The following is an 18,991-nucleotide window of genomic DNA, read 5'->3' as shown; positions in this document are numbered from 1 at the left end:
GTCGAGCACAGTGGCCCGTCTATACGATCAGCCATGCGAAGAGAGAGTTCTCTCGCTCCCAGGTCCCTTTCTTATGCGCCGCATACCGCACTTGGAGTACGCGCCGCTACACCTTCACTCCACCCTCGGCCGTACCAGGCCCGATTCGTACGCGATTACCACCAATTGCGCGCGGTCGCGGGCGCCGAGCTTCGCCATCGCCCTGTTCACATGGGTCTTCACGGTGAGCGGGCTGACGACGAGCTGCTCGGCGATCTCGTCGTTGGAGTGGCCGCCGGCCACCTGGATCAGGACCTCGCGCTCGCGCACGGTCAGCGCCGAAAGCCGTTCGGTACGGGCCGCCGAGGCCTCGTCGTCGTCCGAAGTGCCGCCCTGTGCGAGGAATTTGGCGATCAGGCCCTTGGTCGCCGCGGGCGAGAGCAGCGCCTCGCCGGCCGCGGCGATGCGGATGGCGTTGAGCAGTTCCTCGGGCTCCGCGCCCTTGCCGAGGAAGCCGGAGGCTCCGGCGCGCAGCGACTGGACGACGTACTCGTCGACCTCGAAGGTCGTCAGCATCACGACGCGTACGGCGGACAGTTCGGGGTCCTCGCTGATCATGCGGGTGGCGGCGAGGCCGTCCGTACCGGGCATGCGGATGTCCATCAGGACGACGTCGGCGCGCAGCGAGCGGGCGAGCTCGACGGCCTCCGCGCCGTCCGCGGCCTCACCGACGACCTCCATGTCGGGCTCGGAGTCGACGAGGACCCGGAACGCGCTGCGCAGCAGGGCCTGGTCGTCGGCGAGCAGGACCCTGATGTCGACCGTGGCCGCCGTCATGCGTTCTCCACCGTCTTCTCCCCCGTACGCACCTGGAACGGCAGGATCGCATGAACGCGGAATCCGCCGCCGTAGCGGGGTCCCGCGCTCAGGGTGCCGCCGAGGGCGGTGACGCGCTCGCGCATGCCGGTGAGCCCGTGGCCGCCACCGGCTTCGGGTCCGTCGTCCGCGCTCCGCTTCCCGCCGCCGTTGTCGATCACGGTGACTTCGGCGGACGAGCCGACGCGCACGACGCTGACCTCGGCCTTCACGTGCTCGCCCGCGTGCTTCTGCACATTGGTCAGGGCCTCCTGGATGATCCGGTACGCCGCGAGGTCGACGGCGGCGGGCAGCGGCGCGGCCGCCTCCTTGTCCGGCCTGGCCACCTCCACCGGGAGGCCGGCGTGCCGGAAGGTGTCCAGGAGCTGGTCGAGCACCGCGAGTCCGGGGGCGGGCTCGGTCGGGGCCTCCGGGTCGCCGGACTGGCGGAGCAGGCCGACGGTGGCGCGCAGCTCGTTCAGCGCCGAGCGGCTGGCTTCCCGTACATGCCCGAGGGCTTCCTTGGCCTGGTCCGGGCGCTTGTCCATGACGTGGGCCGCGACGCCCGCCTGGACGTTGACCAGCGCGATGTGGTGGGCGACGACGTCGTGGAGATCCCGCGCGATGCGCAGCCGCTCCTCCGCGACGCGGCGGCGCGCCTCCTCCTCGCGGGTGCGCTCCGCTCGTTCGGCGCGTTCGCGGATGGCGTCGACGAAGGCGCGGCGGCTGCGCACGGCGTCTCCGGCGGTCGCCCCGATACCGGTCCAGGCGAAGATCCCGAGGTTCTCCTGGGAGTACCAGGGGCCGCTGCCGAAGCACATCGCCGCGCCGGTCAGGCCCGTCATCGTCAGCAGGCCGACGCGCCAGGTGGTGGGCCGGTCGGTGCGGGAGGCGACCGTGTAGAGCGCGATGACGGCGCTCATCGCGACCGGGGCCGGCGGGTCGCCCGAGACGAGCTCGGCCAGCGTGACCACGCCGGTGAAGGCGAGTACGGCCATGGGCCTGCGGCGGCGGAAGACCAGGGCGGCAGAGCCGAGCACCATCAGGACGAGGCTGGTCACGCCGGGGGTCCGGGTGCCGAAGGTCGGTCCGTTGGGGCCGCCGTGCGGGTCGGCGAAGGAGCCGAGCACGATCGTTACGAGGACGGCGAACGCCAGGGCGGCGTCCAGCGCGAGGGGATGCGCGCCGAGCCAGCACCGGGAGCGGGTGAGTCCCGTACCGAGGGCAGTCATGTCACGCAACGGTACGGCGTGCGGGGACGGAGCGATGCCCCGCACGCTGCGGGCAAGGCCGCGGCGGCGGGGCAGCACGTGGCTGGAGGGGCCCGGGCCCGGCCGGAGCCGGCACGGGGCAGGGGCCGGCCCGGGTACAGAGCCGACCCGGGGAGCAGAGCCCGGGGAGCAGGCCGACCCGGGCTCGGGGCTGCGCCGGCGCCGGCCCGGATCGGCGCTAGCCCGGGATCGGCGCTAGCCCGGGATCAGGCCGTCGTCGGTCAGCATCTCGCGGACCTCGTCGAGGGTCGCGTCCTCGGACGGGAGGATCAGCTCGGAGGGTTCGAGGGATGCGTCCGCCAGTGGCTCCCCGAGGCGGCGTACCGCTTCGAGAAGCGCACCGAGCGTGCGCCGGAAGCCGGACTCGTCACCGCTCTCCATTTCGGCGAGCAGTTCGTCGTCGAGCTTGTTGAGCTCGGTGAAGTGGCTGTCGGCCACACTCACCTGGCCCTCCCCCATGATCCGTACGATCACGACGTGCTCCTTCGCGGAGTGAGGCGCGCGGAGTGAGGCGGCCTACTGCTTGTCGAACTTGTGGCTCTGCGGCGCCTGCGCACCGTCCTGCTGGCCGCCTTCGAGCGCCTGCTGCTGAGCCGTCGGGCCGCCCGCCAGCTCGGCCTTCATGCGCTGGAGCTCCAGCTCTACATCCGTACCACCGGAGATGCGGTCCAGCTCGGCGGCGATGTCGTCCTTCGCCATCCCGGACGAGTCGTCCAGGGCGCCGGACGCCAGAAGCTCGTCGATCGCGCCGGCCCTCGCCTGCAGCTGCGCGGTCTTGTCCTCGGCCCGCTGGATCGCCAGGCCGACGTCGCCCATCTCCTCGGAGATGCCCGAGAAGGCCTCGCCGATCCGGGTCTGCGCCTGCGCGGCGGTGTACGTGGCCTTGATGGTCTCCTTCTTCGTACGGAAGGCGTCGACCTTGGCCTGGAGGCGCTGCGCGGCGAGCGTCAGCTTCTCCTCCTCGCCCTGGAGCGTCTGGTGCTGCGTCTCCAGGTCGGTGACCTGCTGCTGCAACGCGGCACGACGGGACAGCGCCTCGCGGGCGAGGTCCTCCCGGCCGAGCGCGAGCGCCTTGCGGCCCTGGTCCTCCAGCTTGGAGGACTGGCCCTGCAGCTGGTTGAGCTGCAGTTCGAGCCGCTTGCGCGACGTCGCCACGTCGGCGACACCGCGGCGTACCTTCTGAAGCAGCTCCAGCTGTTTCTGGTACGAGTAATCGAGGGTCTCGCGCGGATCCTCGGCCCGGTCAAGGGCCTTGTTTGCCTTCGCGCGGAAGATCATCCCCATACGCTTCATGACACCGCTCATGGGCTTCGCGCGCCCCCTTCTGACGGACTACGGAACCAGCTCCAGCACTTGAACCCACACTACGGGCCCTGCATCCATTACCGCACTGTTCGCGGGCCGATGCGCTCCTCCTCCAGGACGACTGCCGTCCGCCGGACTCCAGCCCAGGGAGTAGGTGAAGGTCGGGGAAACCGACCGTTGCGGGATCGTTCCCCTCCGGGCTGGGGTCCATGCGCCGTACCCCGTACCCTTGGTCTTTGTGTTCCGTAGCCGTTCCTCCAAGGAAGAGAAGGCCCCCGCCGACAAGGTGCAGGTGGACCTCTCCAAAGCGTCCCGTGATCCGCAGGCCCCGAAGGGCCGCCCCACCCCGAAGCGCGCTGTCGCACAGTCGCAGCGCCGCAACGGTGCGGTGGCTCCGTCGAACCGCAAGGAGGCGATGAAGCGTCAGCGCGAGGCCCGCCGTGCGGACCTGGCAAGGCAGCGGGAGGCACTGGCGAGCGGAGACGAGCGCTACCTGCCGGCCCGCGACAAGGGCCCCGTCCGCCGCTTCGTGCGCGACTTCGTCGACTCCCGCTTCTGCGTGGCCGAGTTCTTCCTGCCGCTCGCGGTGGTGATCCTCGTCCTGAGCATGATCCGCATCAGCAACATCCAGAACATCGCGCTGCTGCTGTGGCTCGGTGTGATCGTGATGATCGTGATCGACTCCATCGGCCTGGTCATCCGCCTCAAGAAGCAGCTGAACGAGCGCTTCCCGAACGAGCCGAAGCGCGGCGCCGTGGCCTACGGCCTGATGCGTACGCTCCAGATGCGCCGCCTGCGTCTGCCGAAGCCCCAGGTCAAGCGCGGGGAACGGCCCTGAGCGCGGACGAATCCACGGGCATCTCGCGGTTCGAGGGCGCGGCGGCCGACTGGCTGAAGGGCGTCGGCACCCTGCGTGACACCGTGCGCCAGGAGCTGGTCGCGCGCCAGCTCGACGAGCAGATATCGGCCCGCTTCCCGGTGGGCCGGCGGCTCTCCGTGCTCGACGTCGGCATGGGCCAGGGCACGCAGGCGCTGCGCCTGGCCCGGGCCGGTCACAAGGTGACCGGCCTGGAGTCCGACCCCGACATGCTCGTCGCGGCGCGCGAGGCGCTCGCCGGTGAGCCCGAGGGCATCCGCGAGCGGGTGCGCCTGGTCGAGGGCGACGGCCTGGAGACCGGGGTGCACTTCCTGCCCGGCAGCTTCGACGTGGTGCTGTGCCACGGCGTGCTGATGTACGTCGAGGAGCCCGACGCCATGGTGGCGGGCCTGGGCCGGATGCTGGCGCCCGGCGGACTGCTGTCCCTGCTCGTACGCAACGCCGACGCGCTCGCGATGCGGCCCGGGCTGGCCGGGGACTGGGCCGGGGCGCTCACCGCGTTCGACTCGGACGCGTACACCAGCCGGCTCGGCCTGCGGGTGCGCGCCGACCGTCTCGACGCCCTGACGTCGACTCTCGCCGGGATCGCCGCCCCGCTGCACACGTGGTACGGCGTCCGGGTCTTCACCGACAACGTCGAGGGCGACGCCAACGACGCCTCACGGCTTCCCGCCGAGGAGCTGGAGCGGATCCTGACCCTGGAGGACCGCGCGGGGCGGACCGACCCGTACCGTCAGGTCGCGGCGCTGCTGCACCTGTGCGGCGTACGCGGCTGACGCGTCCCTCCGCCACTCCCCCGGCGCCCCTCCGACGGACCTTCTCCACGGGCCCTGGATTCCCCCGAACGGGACACTCCAGGCATGGATGGAACACGTGACCCCGGCCGAGCGGCCCGGGTGGCCGTCGCGCATCCCGGCCACGCGGGCCGCTTCGGCGCGCACCCCGGCCCCGCGGGCCGCGGACGGGCACGCCACCCGCTTCCGCTGTCCTTGACCGCCGCGGCCTGTGCGGTCGTACTGGCCTGCCTGAGCGGGTGTTCCGGCACCGGAGCGGCGTCCGCACCGCCGAAGGCCACCGCTGAGGCGGGGGCGCCGGTGGCGCGGCAGGACCTGGCGAGCGACTACCAGAGGGTCATCAGGGACGTTCTCTAGGGCGAGCGCCTGCTGTCCCCGGCCGCCGGACGGACCCGATGCGGGGCCGTCCGGCGGCCGGGGACACGTGCTCAGACCGTCAGGCCTCTTCCGCGTGCAGGTTCATCGGGCCGTAGATCTTCGTGCCGTCGTCGAAGAGCACCACCTGGTCGGCGCCGCCTTCGACCAGGTCCTTCCAGACCTCGCCGATCCACGACTCCGCGTCGCCCTGCGTGGTGAACTCCTCCGGCACCACCGCCGGCTGGACCTCCGTACCGTCGGCCTTCTCGAACCGCCACGTCCACGCCATGTTCGCCTCCCGGGTCCCAGCCGTGCCTTTGTCCAGCACAGCCTGCCCCGCAGAGTAGCCGGGCGCGCATCACCGGCGGGGACGCGGGAGGATCGTGCTCGTGGAACTCACTCTCCTCGGCACCGGGGCTCCGGCAGGCCTGCCCCGACCCGACTGCCCCTGCGCCTCGTGCGCCACCGCCCGCGGCGGGCTCGCCAGGGCGGCGACCGCGCTGCTCGTCGACGGCGCGCTGATGCTCGATCTGACGCCGGGGGCCGCGCTGGCCGCCGCCCGGGCCGGGCACTCGCTCACCGGCGTACGGCAGGTGCTGCTGACGCACCCGCACGACGGGCCGCCGATGGAACTGCCGGCCGGGCTGCCGGCGGCCGGGCGGGTGCCGGACGGGAGGGAGCTGACGCTGATCAGCGGGCACCGGGTGCGGGCCGTCCCGATGGACTCGCCGGGCACGGGGTACGAGGTGACCTCGCCGGACGGCGAGCTGCTGCTGTACCTGCCGCCGGGCGGGGCGCCCGCCGGGGGGACGACGGACGGCCGTACGTACGACATGGTCGTCGCCGACGTCACGGGCCGGCCGGACGCGCTGGCACGGCTGCGGGCGACGGGGGCGGTCCGGGCGACCACGGATGTCGTCGCCGTACACCTCGATCACGATGTGCCGCAGGGCCCCGAGCTGGAGCGGCGGCTCGCCGCGGCGGGCGCGCGGGCCGTGCCGGACGGGACGACCGTGATCGTCGGCGAGTACCACGCGGTGCCGGACGTGCCACGGCGGACGCTGGTGCTGGGCGGGGCGCGGTCGGGCAAGTCGGTGGAGGCGGAGCGGCGCCTGGAGACGTTCCCCGAGGTGGTGTACGTCGCCACCAGCGGCACCCGGGAAGGTGACGGGGAGTGGGCGGAGCGGGTGGGCCTGCACCGGGAACGCAGGCCGGGCGCCTGGCGCACGGAGGAGACGTGCGAGCTGGCTCCGCTGCTGGCGGCGGAGGGCCCGCCGCTGCTGATCGACTGCCTTGCGCTGTGGCTGACCGACGCGATGGACCGGGTCGGGGCGTGGGACGACGCGAAGTGGGCGGCGGACGGGCGGCGGGCGCTGGGGGAACGGGTGACGGAGCTGGTGGAGGCGGTGCGCGGGACACGGCGGACGGTGGTGGCGGTGAGCAACGAGGTCGGCTCGGGCGTCGTACCGGCCACGGCGAGCGGGCGCCGCTTCCGGGACGAACTGGGGCGTCTGAACGCGGCGTTCGCCGGGGAGTGCGAGCAGGTGCTGCTGGTGGTGGCGGGGCAGGCTGTGGTGTTGCGGGGGTGAGTGGGGGCTTCCCGCCAGGGTCCGCCACCGCTGACTGGGCGTCAGTGACGCTGCCGGTACTGTTCGGCGAATGAGCTCGCTTAACCTCGACGACTTCTCCGACCTGATCGAGCGCCCCGACGGCGGCGTCCGGCGCGATGCCGAAGAACGCCGGGAGCGGCTGATCGTGCCGCCCGGCGCACTCGGCCGGCTCGACGAGCTGGGTGAGTGGCTGTCGGCCGCGCAGGCGTCCGCACGCGTCAAGCCCATCGAGCGGCCCCGCGTGGTCCTCTTCGCCGGCGATCACGGGGTCGCCGGGCTGGGCGTCTCGGCCCGGCCGGCGGGAGGCGCACACCGGCTCGTGCGTTCCGTGCTGGACGGCGAGAGCCCCGTCGCCGTGCTCGCCCGCCGTATGGGCGCGACCGTGCGGATCGTCGACGCCGGGCTCGACTGCGATCCGGCGCTGCTTCCCGACGAGGTCGTACGCCACCGCGTGCGGCGCGGTTCCGGGCGCATCGACATCGAGGACGCGCTCACCCCGGAAGAGGCCGAGCAGGCCGTACGCCTCGGCATGGCGATCGCCGACGAGGAAGCCGATTCCGGCACCGACCTGGTCGTACTCGGCGATCTGAGCGTCGGCGGCACCACCGCCGCCGCCACCCTGATCGCCGCCCTGTGCGGCACGGACGCCTCGGTGGTCACCGGCCGCGGCGGCGCCCACATCGACGACCTGGCGTGGATGCGCAAGTGCGCCGCCATCCGCGACGCGCTGCGCCGCGCGCGGCCCGTGCTCGGGGACCAGCTGGAGCTGCTGGCGGCCGTCGGCGGTGCCGACCTCGCCGCGGCGACCGGCTTCCTCCTCCAGTGCGCTGTGCGGCGTACGCCGGTGATCCTCGACGGCGTGGTCTCCGCCGCCTGCGCCCTGGTGGGCCAGCGCGCCGCCTTCCGGGCGCCGGACTGGTGGCTCGCGGGCCAGGTGAGCGGCGAGCCGGGACAGGCGAAGGCGCTGGACCGGATGGCACTCAACCCTCTGCTCGACCAGGGCGTCACTGTGGGGGAAGGAACCGGGGCATTGCTCGCGCTCCCGCTCGTACAGGCTGCCGCCGCCCTCGCGGCCGAGCTGCCCGAGCGGGCGCCGGACGAGGACGGGGTGGCCGTACCGGAGGCCGGACGGACGGACAACGGGACGGCCGAAGGGACGGCCGGCGGGACGGCCGTGGAGACCGAAGGCGCGACGGACTGACCGCGTGTGCGGCCGGCGGCCACCGGCCGCACACGCCCACTCTGCGTACCGCGGTGCCCCATATCATCGCGTTTCATGGGAGAAGTCCGCTTGGCCACCGAAGGAACGAACCGAACGAGCCCGACGAGCAGGCGCGGCACCCTCCGCTCGCGCCGCGGCGCGGCCTTCGCCGTCTGGTATCTGCGCACCGTCACGTTCATCAACTTCCTGAGCGCCGTATGGGTTTCGCTCGGCCAGGATCTGCGACGCCACAACACCGACGACTTCTTCACCCCCTACCTGTTGACGGCGGGCTTCGCCTCCGGCGCCTTCACGCTCTTCCTCGCGGTCACCATGCGCCGTCGCAAACGCGCCGCCTGGATCCTCAACTTCGTACTCGGCGGGCTCTTCCTGCTGCTCTTCGCCCTCGTGATGCTCTTCCCCGAGGTACGGCAGTACTGGCAGAACTGGGTCTCCCTGGTTCTCACCGCCGCCTTCGTCCTGGCCCTGCTCCTCGGCCGGCGCGAGTTCTACGCGAAGGGCGACCGCTCCAACCCCGCGCTGGCCGCCGTCGTGGCCCTCGGCGGGCTGCTCGTCACCTCCCTGATCGCCACCCTCCTCGTCACGGTCAGCAACACCGCGCCCGACGACGACCGGTCCTCGTTCCTGGACCGCTGGCGGTACGGCGTGATGCGGCTGGTGTCGCTGGCGCCGGACGACGCCCGCTTCCAGGGCATCACCACACCGGGCTGGGTCAACGTCACCATCAACGTCATGAGCACGCTGCTGCTCCTGGCCGTCCTGTACGCCGCCTTCCGCTCCCGCCGGACCGTCGACCCGATCACCGAGGAGGACGAGACGAAACTCCGCGCCCTCCTCGACAAGTTCGGCGACCGCGACTCCCTCGGCTACTTCGCGCTGCGCCGCGAGAAGAGCGCCATCTGGTCCCCCACCGGCAAGGCCGCCGTCACCTACCGGGTCGTCGGCGGCGTGTCGCTCGCGTCCGGCGACCCGATCGGCGACCCCGAGGCCTGGCCGGGTGCCATCGAACCCTGGCTGGCGGAGGCGCGCGAGCACGGCTGGATCCCCGCCGTGATGGGCGCGAGCGAGGAGGGCGGCACGGTCTACGCCCGGCACGGCCTGGACGCGCTGGAGCTGGGTGACGAGGCGATCGTCGAGATCGACGAGTTCACGCTGGAGGGGCGCGCGATGCGCACCGTGCGCCAGGCCTACAACCGCGTGGAGCGGGCCGGCTACACGGTCCGCATCCGCCGCCACCAGGACATTCCCGACGACGAGATGACCGAACTGCTGCGCAGGGCCGACGACTGGCGCGACGGCGAGACCGAGCGCGGTTTCTCGATGGCGCTCGGCCGGCTCGGCGACCCGGCGGACGGCCAGTGCGTGATGCTCGAGTGCACCGACGGGGAGGGGCGGCTGAGGGCGGTACTGAGCTTCGTACCGTGGGGCCCCAACGGGCTCTCCCTCGACCTGATGCGGCGGGACCGCGACTCCGAGAACGGCCTGATGGAGTTCATGGTCATCGAGCTGCTCCAGTCCGCCAAGGAGATCGGGATCACGCAGGTCTCACTGAACTTCGCGATGTTCAGGTCGGTCTTCGAACGTGGCTCGAAGCTCGGCGCGGGGCCGGTACTGAGGATGTGGCGTTCGCTGCTCAGCTTCTTCTCGCGCTGGTGGCAGATCGAGTCGCTGTACCGCGCCAACGCCAAGTACCGCCCGATCTGGGAGCCCCGATTCATGCTCTTCGAGAAGAGCTCCGACCTGCTGCGCATCGGTATCGCGTCCGCCCGCGCCGAGGGCTTCCTCGAAGCGCCCGGCCTGCCCGGGTGGATGCACCGCCGTCACCTGGAGACCCGACGGTGACGACCCTGACGACCCCGTCACCGGTGCGCGCGTTCGCGCGCCGCGAGTGGGGTCCGCTGTACGCCGGTGTGCGGACCGCGCTCGTGGCCCGGAAGTGGCGGGCCGTCCCGCTGACGCTCGGGGCGGTCTGCCTCACGGCGCTCCTCCAGGCCGTACAGCACCAGTCGTGGGGCTACGGCCCGGTCCACTGCATCGGCTTCGTCCGCGCCGAGGACCCGCTGTGGCTCGCACTGCTGCGCACCCCGCTGTCGCTGTTCGTGCCCGCGCTCGATCTGCCCGTGTGGGGCGCGCTCGCGCAGGTCCTGCTGGTCTTCGGCGTCGCCGAGATCTGCGTCGGGCGGCTGCGCGCCCTGGTCGTCGCGTACGTCGCGACGCTCGCCGGGACCCTGTACGCCCGCGTCGGCATCGCGCTGGGCCCCGGAAGCCCTCTCGGGCTGCCCGCCTCGGACGCGCAGGTCGTCGACACCGGCCCTTCGGCTGCGGTCGTCGGCCTCGCCGTCCATGTGTGCTTGCGGTACGGCGCGTACTGGACCGGGGGTCTGGTGGTCGTGGCGATGGTGGTGGAGGTGTGCGTCAAGAGCAACCTCGCGGGCAAGGAGCACCTGGCGGCGATCGCCGCGGTCCTGGCGCTGTGCGCGGTCGCTCACTTCTGCTCGGGCGACGGCGTCCGTTCCGGGGTCGGTGTCCCGCCGATCAGGTCCTGGAATTTCCGGCTGAGCCCGGACCAGCGCCGGTCGTGGTGCCAGAGGCGCAGCGCCGCTCTGGCCCGGGCCTTCGGACGCCGCCGGTAGACGCGCTTGGCCCACGGGGAGCCGGGCTTGGCCAGCCGGATCGCGCCGACAAGCGCCACGAAGGGCACGACGGCGCCGAAGAGCGCGGTGAGGAGCTTGCCCTTCGTGAGCGCCACCAGCGCCAGGAGGAAGTTGAGGCACACGTTGAGCACGAGTACGCCGCGGCTCTGCCGCTCGTCCGGCGTCAGCTGGTCGACCCCGAACGGGACCGATCCGATGAGGACCAGTCCGACCACGGCGGCGGTCACGACCACGACCTCCACACTCTGGCGCCCCTGCTCGGTCCAGTAGACGTCGTCGAGGTGCAGGACCAGCGCGAACTCGTCGAGGACCAACCCCGCGCCCATCCCGAAGATCACCGCGCAGATCGCCGAACTGACGCCGTGCGCGCCGGTGGCCACCGCCCCGAAACCGCCGATCGTCATCAGGATCACGCCGGGGACCACGTGGTGGATGTGCAGCCCGCCGGGCGAGACGTTCCGGAAGGGGCCCCGCCCCGCCCGGATCATCCGGGTGATGGTCCGGGTGATCAGGAAGGTGAGGACGAAGGACAGCAGGGCCAGCAGCAGCGGGAGCTTCCCCGGTTCGAGAATGTTGCGATACCACCAGTGACCCATGCCACTCGTCACCTCTCTGTGTACTTTTGCGCGCTATGCGCAACTTACCGGCCGTCTCCGGCGACTAGCGTGCGCGCCGTGACCTCTCTCCTCGGCGACGGCATACGTTTCGCCTTCGGCACGCTCACCGTGCTCCCCGTCCGCGTGACCCGATGGGACCGCGAGGCGGCGCGCGCCGGAATGCTGTGCGCCCCCCTCGCCGGTCTCGTCGTGGGCCTGTGCGCGGCGGCCGCCGGCGGCGTACTCCTGCTGCTCGGGTCGGGTCCGCTGCTCGCCGCCGTGGCGAGCGCCGCCGTACCGGCCGCCCTCACCCGGGGCCTGCACCTGGACGGTCTCGCCGACACCGCCGACGGCCTGGGCAGCGGCAAACCGGCCGAAGAGGCGCTGCGCATCATGAAGCAGTCGGACATCGGCCCCTTCGGCGTCATCACCCTGCTGTTCGTGCTCCTCGCCCAGGTCGCCGCGCTCGCCGAGCTGTACGCCGCCGGGTGGGCGCACGGCGCGGCCGGCGCCGCCGTCTCGGCCGTCGCCGCCCGCCTCGCCCTGACCCTCGCTTCCCGTACGGGAGTCCCTCCGGCGCGCCCCGAGGGCCTCGGCGCGGTGGTGGCGGGGACGGTTCCGGTCCGTCCGGCGGCGGCCGTCACGGTGGTGGCGGGCGCCGCCTGCGCGGCCGCGGGTGCGCTCTTGGGCCCGTACGCCGCCCTGCGCCACGCCGCCGCCGTGCTGGTCGCGCTCGCCGCCGCGCACCTCCTGCTGCGTCACTGCGTGCGCCGCTTCGGCGGGGTCACCGGAGACGTCTTCGGCGGCCTGGCGGAGACCGCGGCGACGGCCGCACTGGTGGTCCTGGTGCTGCAGTGACAGATGGACAGTGGAGGTGACGGGCTCCGGGGACAGCACGCGGGCTACGCGCAGGGTTCGCGCCACACCCCGAGGTCGTACTTCTTCCGCATCGAGCTGAGCCTCAGCTCGCGCGCCCGGGGGCAGAAGCGGCTCGTCGCCAGCTCGTACTCCACGTGGAAGACCGCCTTGCCCGCCCGGACGAACGGCGTGAGCTTCTCGCATTCGTCGTACTGGGCGCACTGCTCGTTGACCGCGAAGTCGAAGTCGCCCACGAGTTCCGGGATCTGGTCGAGGTCGTTCTTCAGGCCGACGGCCAGGCCGCGCTCGTGGGCGAGGCGGGCGATCAGGCGGTTGTAGTCGAGCTGGTGGGCGGCGGTCAGCGGGAAACCGGTGCGGTTGCGGTAGCCGTCCATGTTGTCGGGCTCGACCGCGTCGAAGCCCTTGTCGCGGCAGAGGTCCATACGGTGTGCCATCAGGGGTTCCAGGACGTCGGTGCGGCGGATGTCGAGCCAGCGCTCGCCCTTCCAGCCGTTCCCGCGGCCCAGTACGGACGTGGGGAATTCGCCGGCGTCCGGCCTGAAGTCCTCCCAGGCGCCGGTGGAGAGGTAGCAGATGACCTTGCGGCCGCGGCGGTGCAGGTCGGCGACGGCGGAGGCGGGGTGGTCGAAGCCGTCGATGTCGTACACCGGTACGTCGACGGCCGGGTCCAGTGTGCCGCTGAGCTGCCACTGCCAGGCGAGCCCCGGCTCCGGCTGCCAGCGCGCGGATGCCTCCCGGTCGTCCGGTGCGGAAGGGCCGCCGCCCGTGCACCCGGCGAGCAGCAGCAGCGGAAGCAGGAGGAGCAGCACGTTCCTGGGCCTCACCGGGCCGCCTCCAGCGCGTACGGCAACGTCCCCCACGGGTGCGGCGCTTCGCCCGGCACGACGCAGCCGATGCCGGCGGTGAACGCTGCGGTGGCGGGCGCCGCGTACACGAGGTGGCAGAAGCGGTCGTGGGTGTGCGCCGCTGTCCAGGGCGGAGCGTCCGGGGCGTCGCGGTACGTGTCCCAGGTGCCCTCGAACGTGACGAGGACGTCGGCGAGTCCGAGGTAGCGGGGGTCGGGGTGGACGCCGTGGTTGAGCACGAGGGTCACCGCGCCGGCCACGCGCGCGGCGACGGCGAGACGCTGACAGTGGGCCAGCGCCTCCGGTCCTGCCGTCACCTGGTCCAGGAACGCGCCGTCCGCGCCGTACCAGTCGCGGTGGCGCAACAGGTCCTGGACCACGTCGTCGTGCGGGCGGCGCGCGTAGTCCGTGTCGGCGTACCCGAGGACGCGTACGCCCGCCGCGCGCAGCCGCGTCGACACGGCGGCGAACGCGGGGTCGGGCGCGGCGCCCGGGCCGCTGTCGGGGTTGAGCACGACGCCGTACAGCCGGGGGGCCGCCCGGATGACGGCCTCCCAGGCGTCCGGGCGTTCGGCGGGGTGCTCGTAGAAGGGCACGAGCAGGTTCTTCACGTAGGCATCCTCAAGGACGGTGAGCCGTCGCGCGACCGAGGAGTACGCAGACCAGGGCTGCCAGGACGGCGGACGCGACCCCGGGGACGGCGAGCACGACGGTACCGGCCACGGGCGGGTCCGCGAAAAGGGCCGCCGTCTGGACGAGCGCGGCCACGCCGCAGACGGTCGCCGCGGCGGTCGCCGCGCCGAACGACTGGAGCAGCAGCCCCGTCCACAGCATGACGCCGATGAGCAGCAGGCCGGTCGCGCGGCCGGTGTCCGGCACGGGTGCGCCGATCCACAGCAGCGTCGTCGCGGCCAGGAGGACGAACAGCACGGCGAGGTAGGCGCCCAGGCACCGGCCCAGCGTGAGGGTGGCGGCGCGCCGGAAGGCCCGGGGGGTGGTACTCCTGCGCAGCCCAGCGTCGCAGTCGCGCCGGAACCGGTACAGGAGCCACTCGGCGGGCCCCATGCTGAGCGTGAGCGCGACGGCGCCGGGGGCCGCGACGACCCCGGAGGCGGCCCCGCCGAGCGTGTTCTGGAGTACGGCGTGCAGTACCAGGGTTCCGGTGGCGAGGCCGAAAACGCCGTACGGGAGGGACCGGATCAGCGAAGGCCCGCGCGACGCGCGCGGCGCCTCGGCGGGGGGCGCCGAGAGCCCGGCACGCAGCACCTCGCGGGCCGCCAGGGTCAGCACCGCCGCCCCCGACACGAGCAGCGGCGCCGCCCTCCCCGCGTCCGGGACCTCGTGCAACAGCGTCACCCCGGCGCCCGCCGCCAACGGGGTCAGCGCGTACAGCAGCAGCCGCTCGCGGCCGAGCACCAGCAGCGCCGTCGCGGCGCCCTGGTACAGCGCCTGGGCGGTGGCGAACGCCGCCACCGCGCCGTCTCCCGGCCCCGCGACGGCGACGGCGGCCGCCGTGCCGAGCAGGGCGCCCGCCGGGCCCCCGATGAGCAGGGCGCGGGCCGCGGACCGGCGCTCGCCCATGCCCAGCCAGGCGTACGCGCGATGGGCCAGCGCCTGGTTCCACGCCCAGCCGACGAGCGTTCCCACGAGCAGGACGTCCGTCCCGGCGGGCAGGCCCCGCCCGTCCTCCGCCGGGACGGACAGAAACGGCGCCCCCAGGACGTACGCGAGCCCCGGCAGGGCGAACACCAGCCCGCGCAGCAGACATCCGGCGAGGCCGATGTTCCAGGGCCCCGCCGACGGTGGCGTCTCCGGTTCCCGGCAGGCGCGGGGCACGCGCGCGAACAGGTCCTCGGCCAGGGCGAAGGAACTCTCACGGCCGTAGGTCAGCCGGATGTGATCGTCCGTCATGCCGTCGGACTCGAGGATCGCCGCGATCTCGTCGGGGTGCACGGCGGCCGCCGCCAACGGCCCCAGACGTTCGGCCAGTTCGTCGACGGGATCGGCCGCCCAGCGCGGTCCCGGTTTCGGCGCGCGCGGCCGCGCGTCACGCCGTACGGCCTCGCCCGCGCCCGTCCACAGGGAGCCGCTCATCAGGCCGCCCCGTGCGACGACAGATCATTCCACCAGGGGTCTTTGAGCTCGGTCGTCCAGTGCGCCGGGAGAACGGCGAGGCCTGTCGGCTCCGGTACGCCGTCCAGTTCGCGGTAGATCCCGCGGAAGCCCTCGACCGAGCGGCGCAGCGTGAACAGGTCGATCACCCGCTGCCGCGCGAGCCGCCCCAGTTCCATGCGCCGGGCGTCGTCGCGCATCAGCTCGAGCACCGCCCGCGCCATCGCCTCGGCTTCGCGCGGCGGCACCACGATTCCCGTGTCGCCGACCGCTTCCCGTACACCGCCGACATCCGTCGACACCGTCGTCCGGCCGCACGACATCGCTTCGAGGATGCTGAACGGAAAGCCCTCACTGATGCTGGAGAGCATGACGACGTGCCCCGCCCCATAGGCGCGCGCCACGTCGGATATGCGCCCTTCGAAGGTGATGCCGTCGGCAACCCCGAGCTCGGCGGCGAGCTTCTCCAGCCCCGTGAGGTACTCCTCCCCGCCGTCCGGCACCCCGCCGAAGAGCCGCAGCCGCAGCTCCGGCAGCCGGGCGCGGGCGAGCGCGTAGGCCCGTACGAGCGTCTCCAGGTCCTTGATCGGGTCGATGCGGCCGGTCCAGGTGAGGGTGGGAACGTCCGGTTCGGGGCCCGCGTGCGGGAAGAGGTGCGGGTCGACGCCGTTGTAGACGGTGCGGATGCGCTCGGCGGGCGCCCCGCCGCGCTCCTCCCAGCGGCGGTTGTACTGGTTGCAGGGTGTGATCAGGTCGGCCTCGCGGTAGCCGAGCGAGTTCAGCTCGCGGTAGAAGCCGAGCAGCAGCGCCTTGACCGGCCAGCGCTGGGTGGCCGTGCGGTGCCCGAGGTAGCGCTCGCGCAGGTAGATGCCGTGCTCGGTCAGGAGGAACGGCGCACCGTCGAAGTGCTTCGCGGTGAGCGCGGGGAGGGTGGCGAGCCCGCTGCTGACGGCGTGCGCGACGCTGTCGGCGGGGATGCGGGTGGCCAGCGGACGGAGCAGGTGCTCCAGCAGGTCGGTGGCGGTGAGCGCGTCGTGGATCGTCGGCTCGGCGCGGGCCGTCGCCAGGTGCCGCATGGTCCAGATCCTGGTGAGCGTCCGCAGCGCCGCCTCCGAGCGCAGGGCCGGGGTCAGCCGCCCCTGGCGGGAGAGGGCGGCGAGGACGTACAGCTCATGGCCGAAGTCGCAGCCGGCCTCCGGGTCGAGCACGGCGAGCAGGAAGCGTTCGTACGAGGCGAGGAAGCGGCGGCGCTCGCGGCCGAGGACAGGGCGCGCGGCGCGCAGCGCGTTCCGTGCCCCGGCCTCCGCTCCCCACAGCGGGACCGTCGTGTGCCGGTAGACGTTGTCCGGCAGCTCCCAGGTGACGGGCTCGAGGCCGCTGCCGGTGAGCGAGACGACGTGGAAGTCGACGTCCGGCATTCCGCGGACGAGCTGGTCGCACCAGGTGCTGACACCCCCCTGGACGTGCGGGTAGGTGCCCTCGGTGAGCATGCTGACGTGGAGCCCGCGGCTCATGTTCGTGTCCCCCCAGGACGGGTGCGGTGTGCTGTGCCCGGTCTGCTGGTCGGGCAGACCGGGCGGGGCCGGGCGGACCGGGCGGGGCCGGGCCGGTCAGACGGGAAGCCGGAGCGTGACCGCCTGCTGGAGCGATTCGGGCGCCGTCCAGGCCGAGCGCTGTCCCGCGTATGCCGTGCCGAACACGCCGGTGCCCAGGAGTAGTTGTTTCCGCGTGCCCTCCGGTGCGGTGACGGGCGCCGCGACCCCCGCCGGCGCCTTGACGGTCACGGTAGTGCCAATGCGGTACGCCGTGACCTTGCCGTCCGCGAGCGCCTTGTCCCAGGCAGCGCGGCGGGAGAGTTCCGAACCGACGTCCCGGTGACGCGGGTTGACCACCGGGGTGTTGTCCGCGAAGAGGGAACGGTAGTCGCCGAGGACCTTGTCCAGGACGGGGTAGAGGATCCGCCCCTCGGCCAGGTTGGACTGGTGGACGTAGTGCGGGCGCGGGTCGTTGGCGATGACGTGACCGAGCGCGGTGCGCGCCTCCTGCGGCGCGATGTGCGTCGCGTAGCCGGTGGCCGGGTCGAGCGGTTCGCCCAGGCAGGTCGACCCGGGGTTGGTCTCGCAGACGCCGCTGCCGCCGTCGGCGCTGCTGCTGTAGATCCAGTTGTACTCGTCCGTCATCTCGGCGGCGGTGCCGACGTTGTAGTACACGTTCATCGGGTGGCGCGGCACGGTGAGCGCACCGCCGACGGCACGCTGGCCCGGCTCGCGCGAGTTGTCGCTCGCCACCCACTTCACGCCGCTGTCGGCGAACGCGCCCGCCAGGTTCGGGTTGTCCGCCGGCTGCTGCGGAAGGGTCTTCAGACCGGAGTGCTCACCGGTGACCAGCTCGGCCCGGTCGACGGCGATGCCCTTGCCGACCGCCCAGCTGTGGTTGTTCCTGATCTGGGCGGCGATCTCGGCGCGGCTCATCCACAGCGTGCTGCCCGTCGCACTCTTGGCGCACTGCCACGGCACGGTCGAGGTGTCCTGGACGCAGCCGAGGAAGGGGTGTGTGTACGTGTGGTTCACCCAGCGGTACTTCGCCCGGTCGGCCAGCAGCTGCGCGGTGAGCGGGTCGCTGCCGCCGTTCTCGCTCTTCCACGCCTCGCCGGAGCCCGCGTTGTAGACCATGTCGAGGGTGAACCCGGCGCTCTGCTGCCACTGCGCGGCGTACTGCGCGTCCGCCGGATTCATCCGGATCGGCGTGGTGCCCTGGCCCTCGCCGTCGCCGCAGTCGAAGTCGCCGGGGGTGCAGTTGAGCTCGGTGTCCCAGCGGCTGTCGGGCGCGAAGACGTCGTCGACGTGCACGGAGAAGTAGTTGCGGCTCTGCCCGAGGTGGACGCCCTGGGTGAGCCATTCGACAATGCCGCGGGCGAGCAGCCGGAACTGCCGCTGGTGCCGGTTGTAGGCGAAGGTGACCACCAGTTCGCGGCGCCCGTCGTGGGCGTACTCGCCGACGAGGCTGGCCCGGGCGCCGCTTTCTCCGGCGACCGGCATGTCCAGGTAGCTGGTGTAGCCCTCGCGGGGCCGGCCCGCGTACCCGTAGCTCTCGTCGACGGACGCCGAGTTGTCCTCGAACGCGACAGCGCCGTCCAGGTAGCCGAAGGGCCCGGCCTTCCCGGCCGGGGTCACCGCCGCGGCCACGCCGTCGAGCGGCCCGGCGTACCCGCCTTCGTTCGTGTAGTCGAGCCCGACGCCGGGATGCGCCCAGTTGTACGCGTCGACCTGCCGGACGCCGAAGGCCTTCTCGTACGCGGCCAGGGCCTCCGACTCCGCGGAGCCGGCCCCGAACGGGTCGGCGCTGGGCAGGACGACCCCCTGGTACTTGGCGCGCGGCCGCCCGTCCACCGTGTCGGAGAGGAAGGCCGCGTCGATCACCGGCCTCCCCGGCCGGTCCAGCCGCACCACGGTGTACGGGACGCCGGTGCCGCGCAGCTCCGACTCGACCGCGTCCACGGCGTTGCCGCCGTCGTCGACGACCAGCACCTTCAGGTCGATACGTGGTACCGCGGCCGCTCCCGCACCGGTCGGCGGCACCGCCACCGTGAGCAGACCGGCCACCAGCAGTGCCGCTCCGGTTCTGCCCATACGCGT

General features: G+C 72.8%; 18 protein-coding genes. 8 read left to right on the top strand and 10 right to left on the bottom strand.

Annotation, left to right across the window (positions count from 1 at the left end; genetic code table 11):
- Positions 1–114 precede the first annotated feature (114 nt).
- The 4 genes from ACWIHY_RS20350 to ACWIHY_RS20335 all read right to left on the bottom strand — a co-directional run bounded on the left by ACWIHY_RS20350 (position 115) and on the right by ACWIHY_RS20335 (position 3,398).
- Positions 115–816: a response regulator gene (locus ACWIHY_RS20350; protein ID WP_454377048.1), complete on the bottom strand. Its 702-nt coding sequence runs from the start codon at positions 814–816 to the stop codon at positions 115–117.
- The gene (locus ACWIHY_RS20345; protein ID WP_454377047.1) at positions 813–2,066 is read right to left on the bottom strand and encodes a sensor histidine kinase; all 1,254 of its coding nucleotides are present in this window, start codon (positions 2,064–2,066) and stop codon (positions 813–815) included. Before ACWIHY_RS20345 ends, ACWIHY_RS20350 begins: the two co-directional genes overlap by 4 nt.
- 234 nt (positions 2,067–2,300) lie before the next feature.
- Entirely contained in the window at positions 2,301–2,579 is a 279-nt protein-coding gene (gene pspAA, locus ACWIHY_RS20340) for a PspA-associated protein PspAA (protein ID WP_454377046.1), read from the bottom strand.
- Between the two features lie 42 nt (positions 2,580–2,621).
- Positions 2,622–3,398, bottom strand: coding sequence for a PspA/IM30 family protein (locus ACWIHY_RS20335; protein WP_454377045.1), 777 nt, complete (start codon positions 3,396–3,398; stop codon positions 2,622–2,624).
- Positions 3,399–3,648: 250 nt separating this feature from the next.
- Here ACWIHY_RS20335 and ACWIHY_RS20330 point away from each other — a divergent pair, with 250 nt between their 5' ends.
- The 3 genes from ACWIHY_RS20330 (at position 3,649) to ACWIHY_RS20320 (ending at position 5,438) form a co-directional block, all read left to right on the top strand.
- The gene (locus ACWIHY_RS20330) at positions 3,649–4,248 is read left to right on the top strand and encodes a DUF3043 domain-containing protein (RefSeq protein ID WP_454377044.1); all 600 of its coding nucleotides are present in this window, start codon (positions 3,649–3,651) and stop codon (positions 4,246–4,248) included.
- A 71-nt stretch (positions 4,249–4,319) separates the two neighbouring features.
- Complete coding sequence (locus ACWIHY_RS20325; protein ID WP_454377207.1) at positions 4,320–5,063, top strand: class I SAM-dependent methyltransferase; 744 nt, start codon at positions 4,320–4,322, stop codon at positions 5,061–5,063.
- A gap of 84 nt (positions 5,064–5,147) precedes the next feature.
- Positions 5,148–5,438 (top strand): hypothetical protein, encoded by a 291-nt coding sequence (locus tag ACWIHY_RS20320; RefSeq protein ID WP_454377043.1) that lies wholly within the window; start codon positions 5,148–5,150, stop codon positions 5,436–5,438.
- A gap of 79 nt (positions 5,439–5,517) precedes the next feature.
- Here ACWIHY_RS20320 and ACWIHY_RS20315 read toward each other — a convergent pair whose 3' ends face one another.
- Positions 5,518–5,727, bottom strand: coding sequence for a hypothetical protein (locus ACWIHY_RS20315; protein ID WP_214977534.1), 210 nt, complete (start codon positions 5,725–5,727; stop codon positions 5,518–5,520).
- Between the two features lie 100 nt (positions 5,728–5,827).
- Here ACWIHY_RS20315 and ACWIHY_RS20310 point away from each other — a divergent pair, with 100 nt between their 5' ends.
- The 5 genes from ACWIHY_RS20310 (at position 5,828) to cobS (ending at position 12,378) form a co-directional block, all read left to right on the top strand.
- The gene (locus ACWIHY_RS20310; protein ID WP_454377042.1) at positions 5,828–7,027 is read left to right on the top strand and encodes a bifunctional adenosylcobinamide kinase/adenosylcobinamide-phosphate guanylyltransferase; all 1,200 of its coding nucleotides are present in this window, start codon (positions 5,828–5,830) and stop codon (positions 7,025–7,027) included.
- 70 nt (positions 7,028–7,097) lie between these two features.
- On the top strand, positions 7,098–8,249 hold the full coding sequence (cobT, locus tag ACWIHY_RS20305) for a nicotinate-nucleotide--dimethylbenzimidazole phosphoribosyltransferase (protein ID WP_454377041.1): 1,152 nt from the start codon (positions 7,098–7,100) through the stop codon (positions 8,247–8,249).
- A gap of 75 nt (positions 8,250–8,324) precedes the next feature.
- Positions 8,325–10,112: a phosphatidylglycerol lysyltransferase domain-containing protein gene (locus ACWIHY_RS20300; RefSeq protein ID WP_454377040.1), complete on the top strand. Its 1,788-nt coding sequence runs from the start codon at positions 8,325–8,327 to the stop codon at positions 10,110–10,112.
- Positions 10,109–10,903 (top strand): hypothetical protein, encoded by a 795-nt coding sequence (locus ACWIHY_RS20295; RefSeq protein WP_454377039.1) that lies wholly within the window; start codon positions 10,109–10,111, stop codon positions 10,901–10,903. The genes ACWIHY_RS20300 and ACWIHY_RS20295 overlap by 4 nt, the downstream gene beginning before the upstream one ends.
- A 695-nt stretch (positions 10,904–11,598) precedes the next feature.
- Positions 11,599–12,378 (top strand): adenosylcobinamide-GDP ribazoletransferase, encoded by a 780-nt coding sequence (gene cobS / locus ACWIHY_RS20290; protein ID WP_454377038.1) that lies wholly within the window; start codon positions 11,599–11,601, stop codon positions 12,376–12,378.
- Between the two features lie 44 nt (positions 12,379–12,422).
- Here the strand turns inward: cobS and ACWIHY_RS20285 are convergent, their stop codons facing one another.
- The 5 genes from ACWIHY_RS20285 to ACWIHY_RS20265 all read right to left on the bottom strand — a co-directional run bounded on the left by ACWIHY_RS20285 (position 12,423) and on the right by ACWIHY_RS20265 (position 18,985).
- On the bottom strand, positions 12,423–13,223 hold the full coding sequence (locus tag ACWIHY_RS20285) for an endo alpha-1,4 polygalactosaminidase (RefSeq protein WP_454377037.1): 801 nt from the start codon (positions 13,221–13,223) through the stop codon (positions 12,423–12,425).
- Positions 13,220–13,855 carry a spherulation-specific family 4 protein gene (locus ACWIHY_RS20280; RefSeq protein WP_454377036.1) on the bottom strand — a complete coding sequence of 212 codons (636 nt, stop codon included), beginning with the start codon at positions 13,853–13,855 and terminating at the stop codon, positions 13,220–13,222. Before ACWIHY_RS20280 ends, ACWIHY_RS20285 begins: the two co-directional genes overlap by 4 nt.
- A 10-nt stretch (positions 13,856–13,865) precedes the next feature.
- Entirely contained in the window at positions 13,866–15,338 is a 1,473-nt protein-coding gene (locus ACWIHY_RS20275) for a hypothetical protein (RefSeq protein WP_454377035.1), read from the bottom strand.
- A complete protein-coding gene (pelF, locus tag ACWIHY_RS20270; protein WP_454377034.1) occupies positions 15,338–16,870 on the bottom strand; it encodes a GT4 family glycosyltransferase PelF in 1,533 nt (510 codons plus the stop codon). Before pelF ends, ACWIHY_RS20275 begins: the two co-directional genes overlap by 1 nt.
- A gap of 96 nt (positions 16,871–16,966) precedes the next feature.
- Complete coding sequence (locus tag ACWIHY_RS20265) at positions 16,967–18,985, bottom strand: hypothetical protein (protein WP_454377033.1); 2,019 nt, start codon at positions 18,983–18,985, stop codon at positions 16,967–16,969.
- Positions 18,986–18,991: the final 6 nt, after the last annotated feature.

This window comes from Streptomyces sp. NPDC055287, assembly GCF_053646035.1.
This window is presented reverse-complemented; position numbering and strand designations above follow the sequence as displayed.

Bases quoted from the DNA above. Each gene is read 5' to 3' on its own strand.
- ACWIHY_RS20335 (WP_454377045.1), bottom strand. From the start codon at position 3,398: ATGAAGCGTATGGGGATGATCTTCCGCGCGAAGGCAAACAAGGCCCTT.
- ACWIHY_RS20315 (WP_214977534.1), bottom strand. From the start codon at position 5,727: ATGGCGTGGACGTGGCGGTTCGAGAAGGCCGACGGTACGGAGGTCCAG.
- ACWIHY_RS20265 (WP_454377033.1), bottom strand. From the start codon at position 18,985: ATGGGCAGAACCGGAGCGGCACTGCTGGTGGCCGGTCTGCTCACGGTG.
- ACWIHY_RS20350 (WP_454377048.1), bottom strand. From the start codon at position 816: ATGACGGCGGCCACGGTCGACATCAGGGTCCTGCTCGCCGACGACCAG.
- ACWIHY_RS20300 (WP_454377040.1), top strand. From the start codon at position 8,325: ATGGGAGAAGTCCGCTTGGCCACCGAAGGAACGAACCGAACGAGCCCG.
- cobT (WP_454377041.1), top strand. From the start codon at position 7,098: ATGAGCTCGCTTAACCTCGACGACTTCTCCGACCTGATCGAGCGCCCC.
- ACWIHY_RS20275 (WP_454377035.1), bottom strand. From the start codon at position 15,338: ATGAGCGGCTCCCTGTGGACGGGCGCGGGCGAGGCCGTACGGCGTGAC.
- ACWIHY_RS20320 (WP_454377043.1), top strand. From the start codon at position 5,148: ATGGATGGAACACGTGACCCCGGCCGAGCGGCCCGGGTGGCCGTCGCG.
- ACWIHY_RS20345 (WP_454377047.1), bottom strand. From the start codon at position 2,066: ATGACTGCCCTCGGTACGGGACTCACCCGCTCCCGGTGCTGGCTCGGC.
- pelF (WP_454377034.1), bottom strand. From the start codon at position 16,870: ATGAGCCGCGGGCTCCACGTCAGCATGCTCACCGAGGGCACCTACCCG.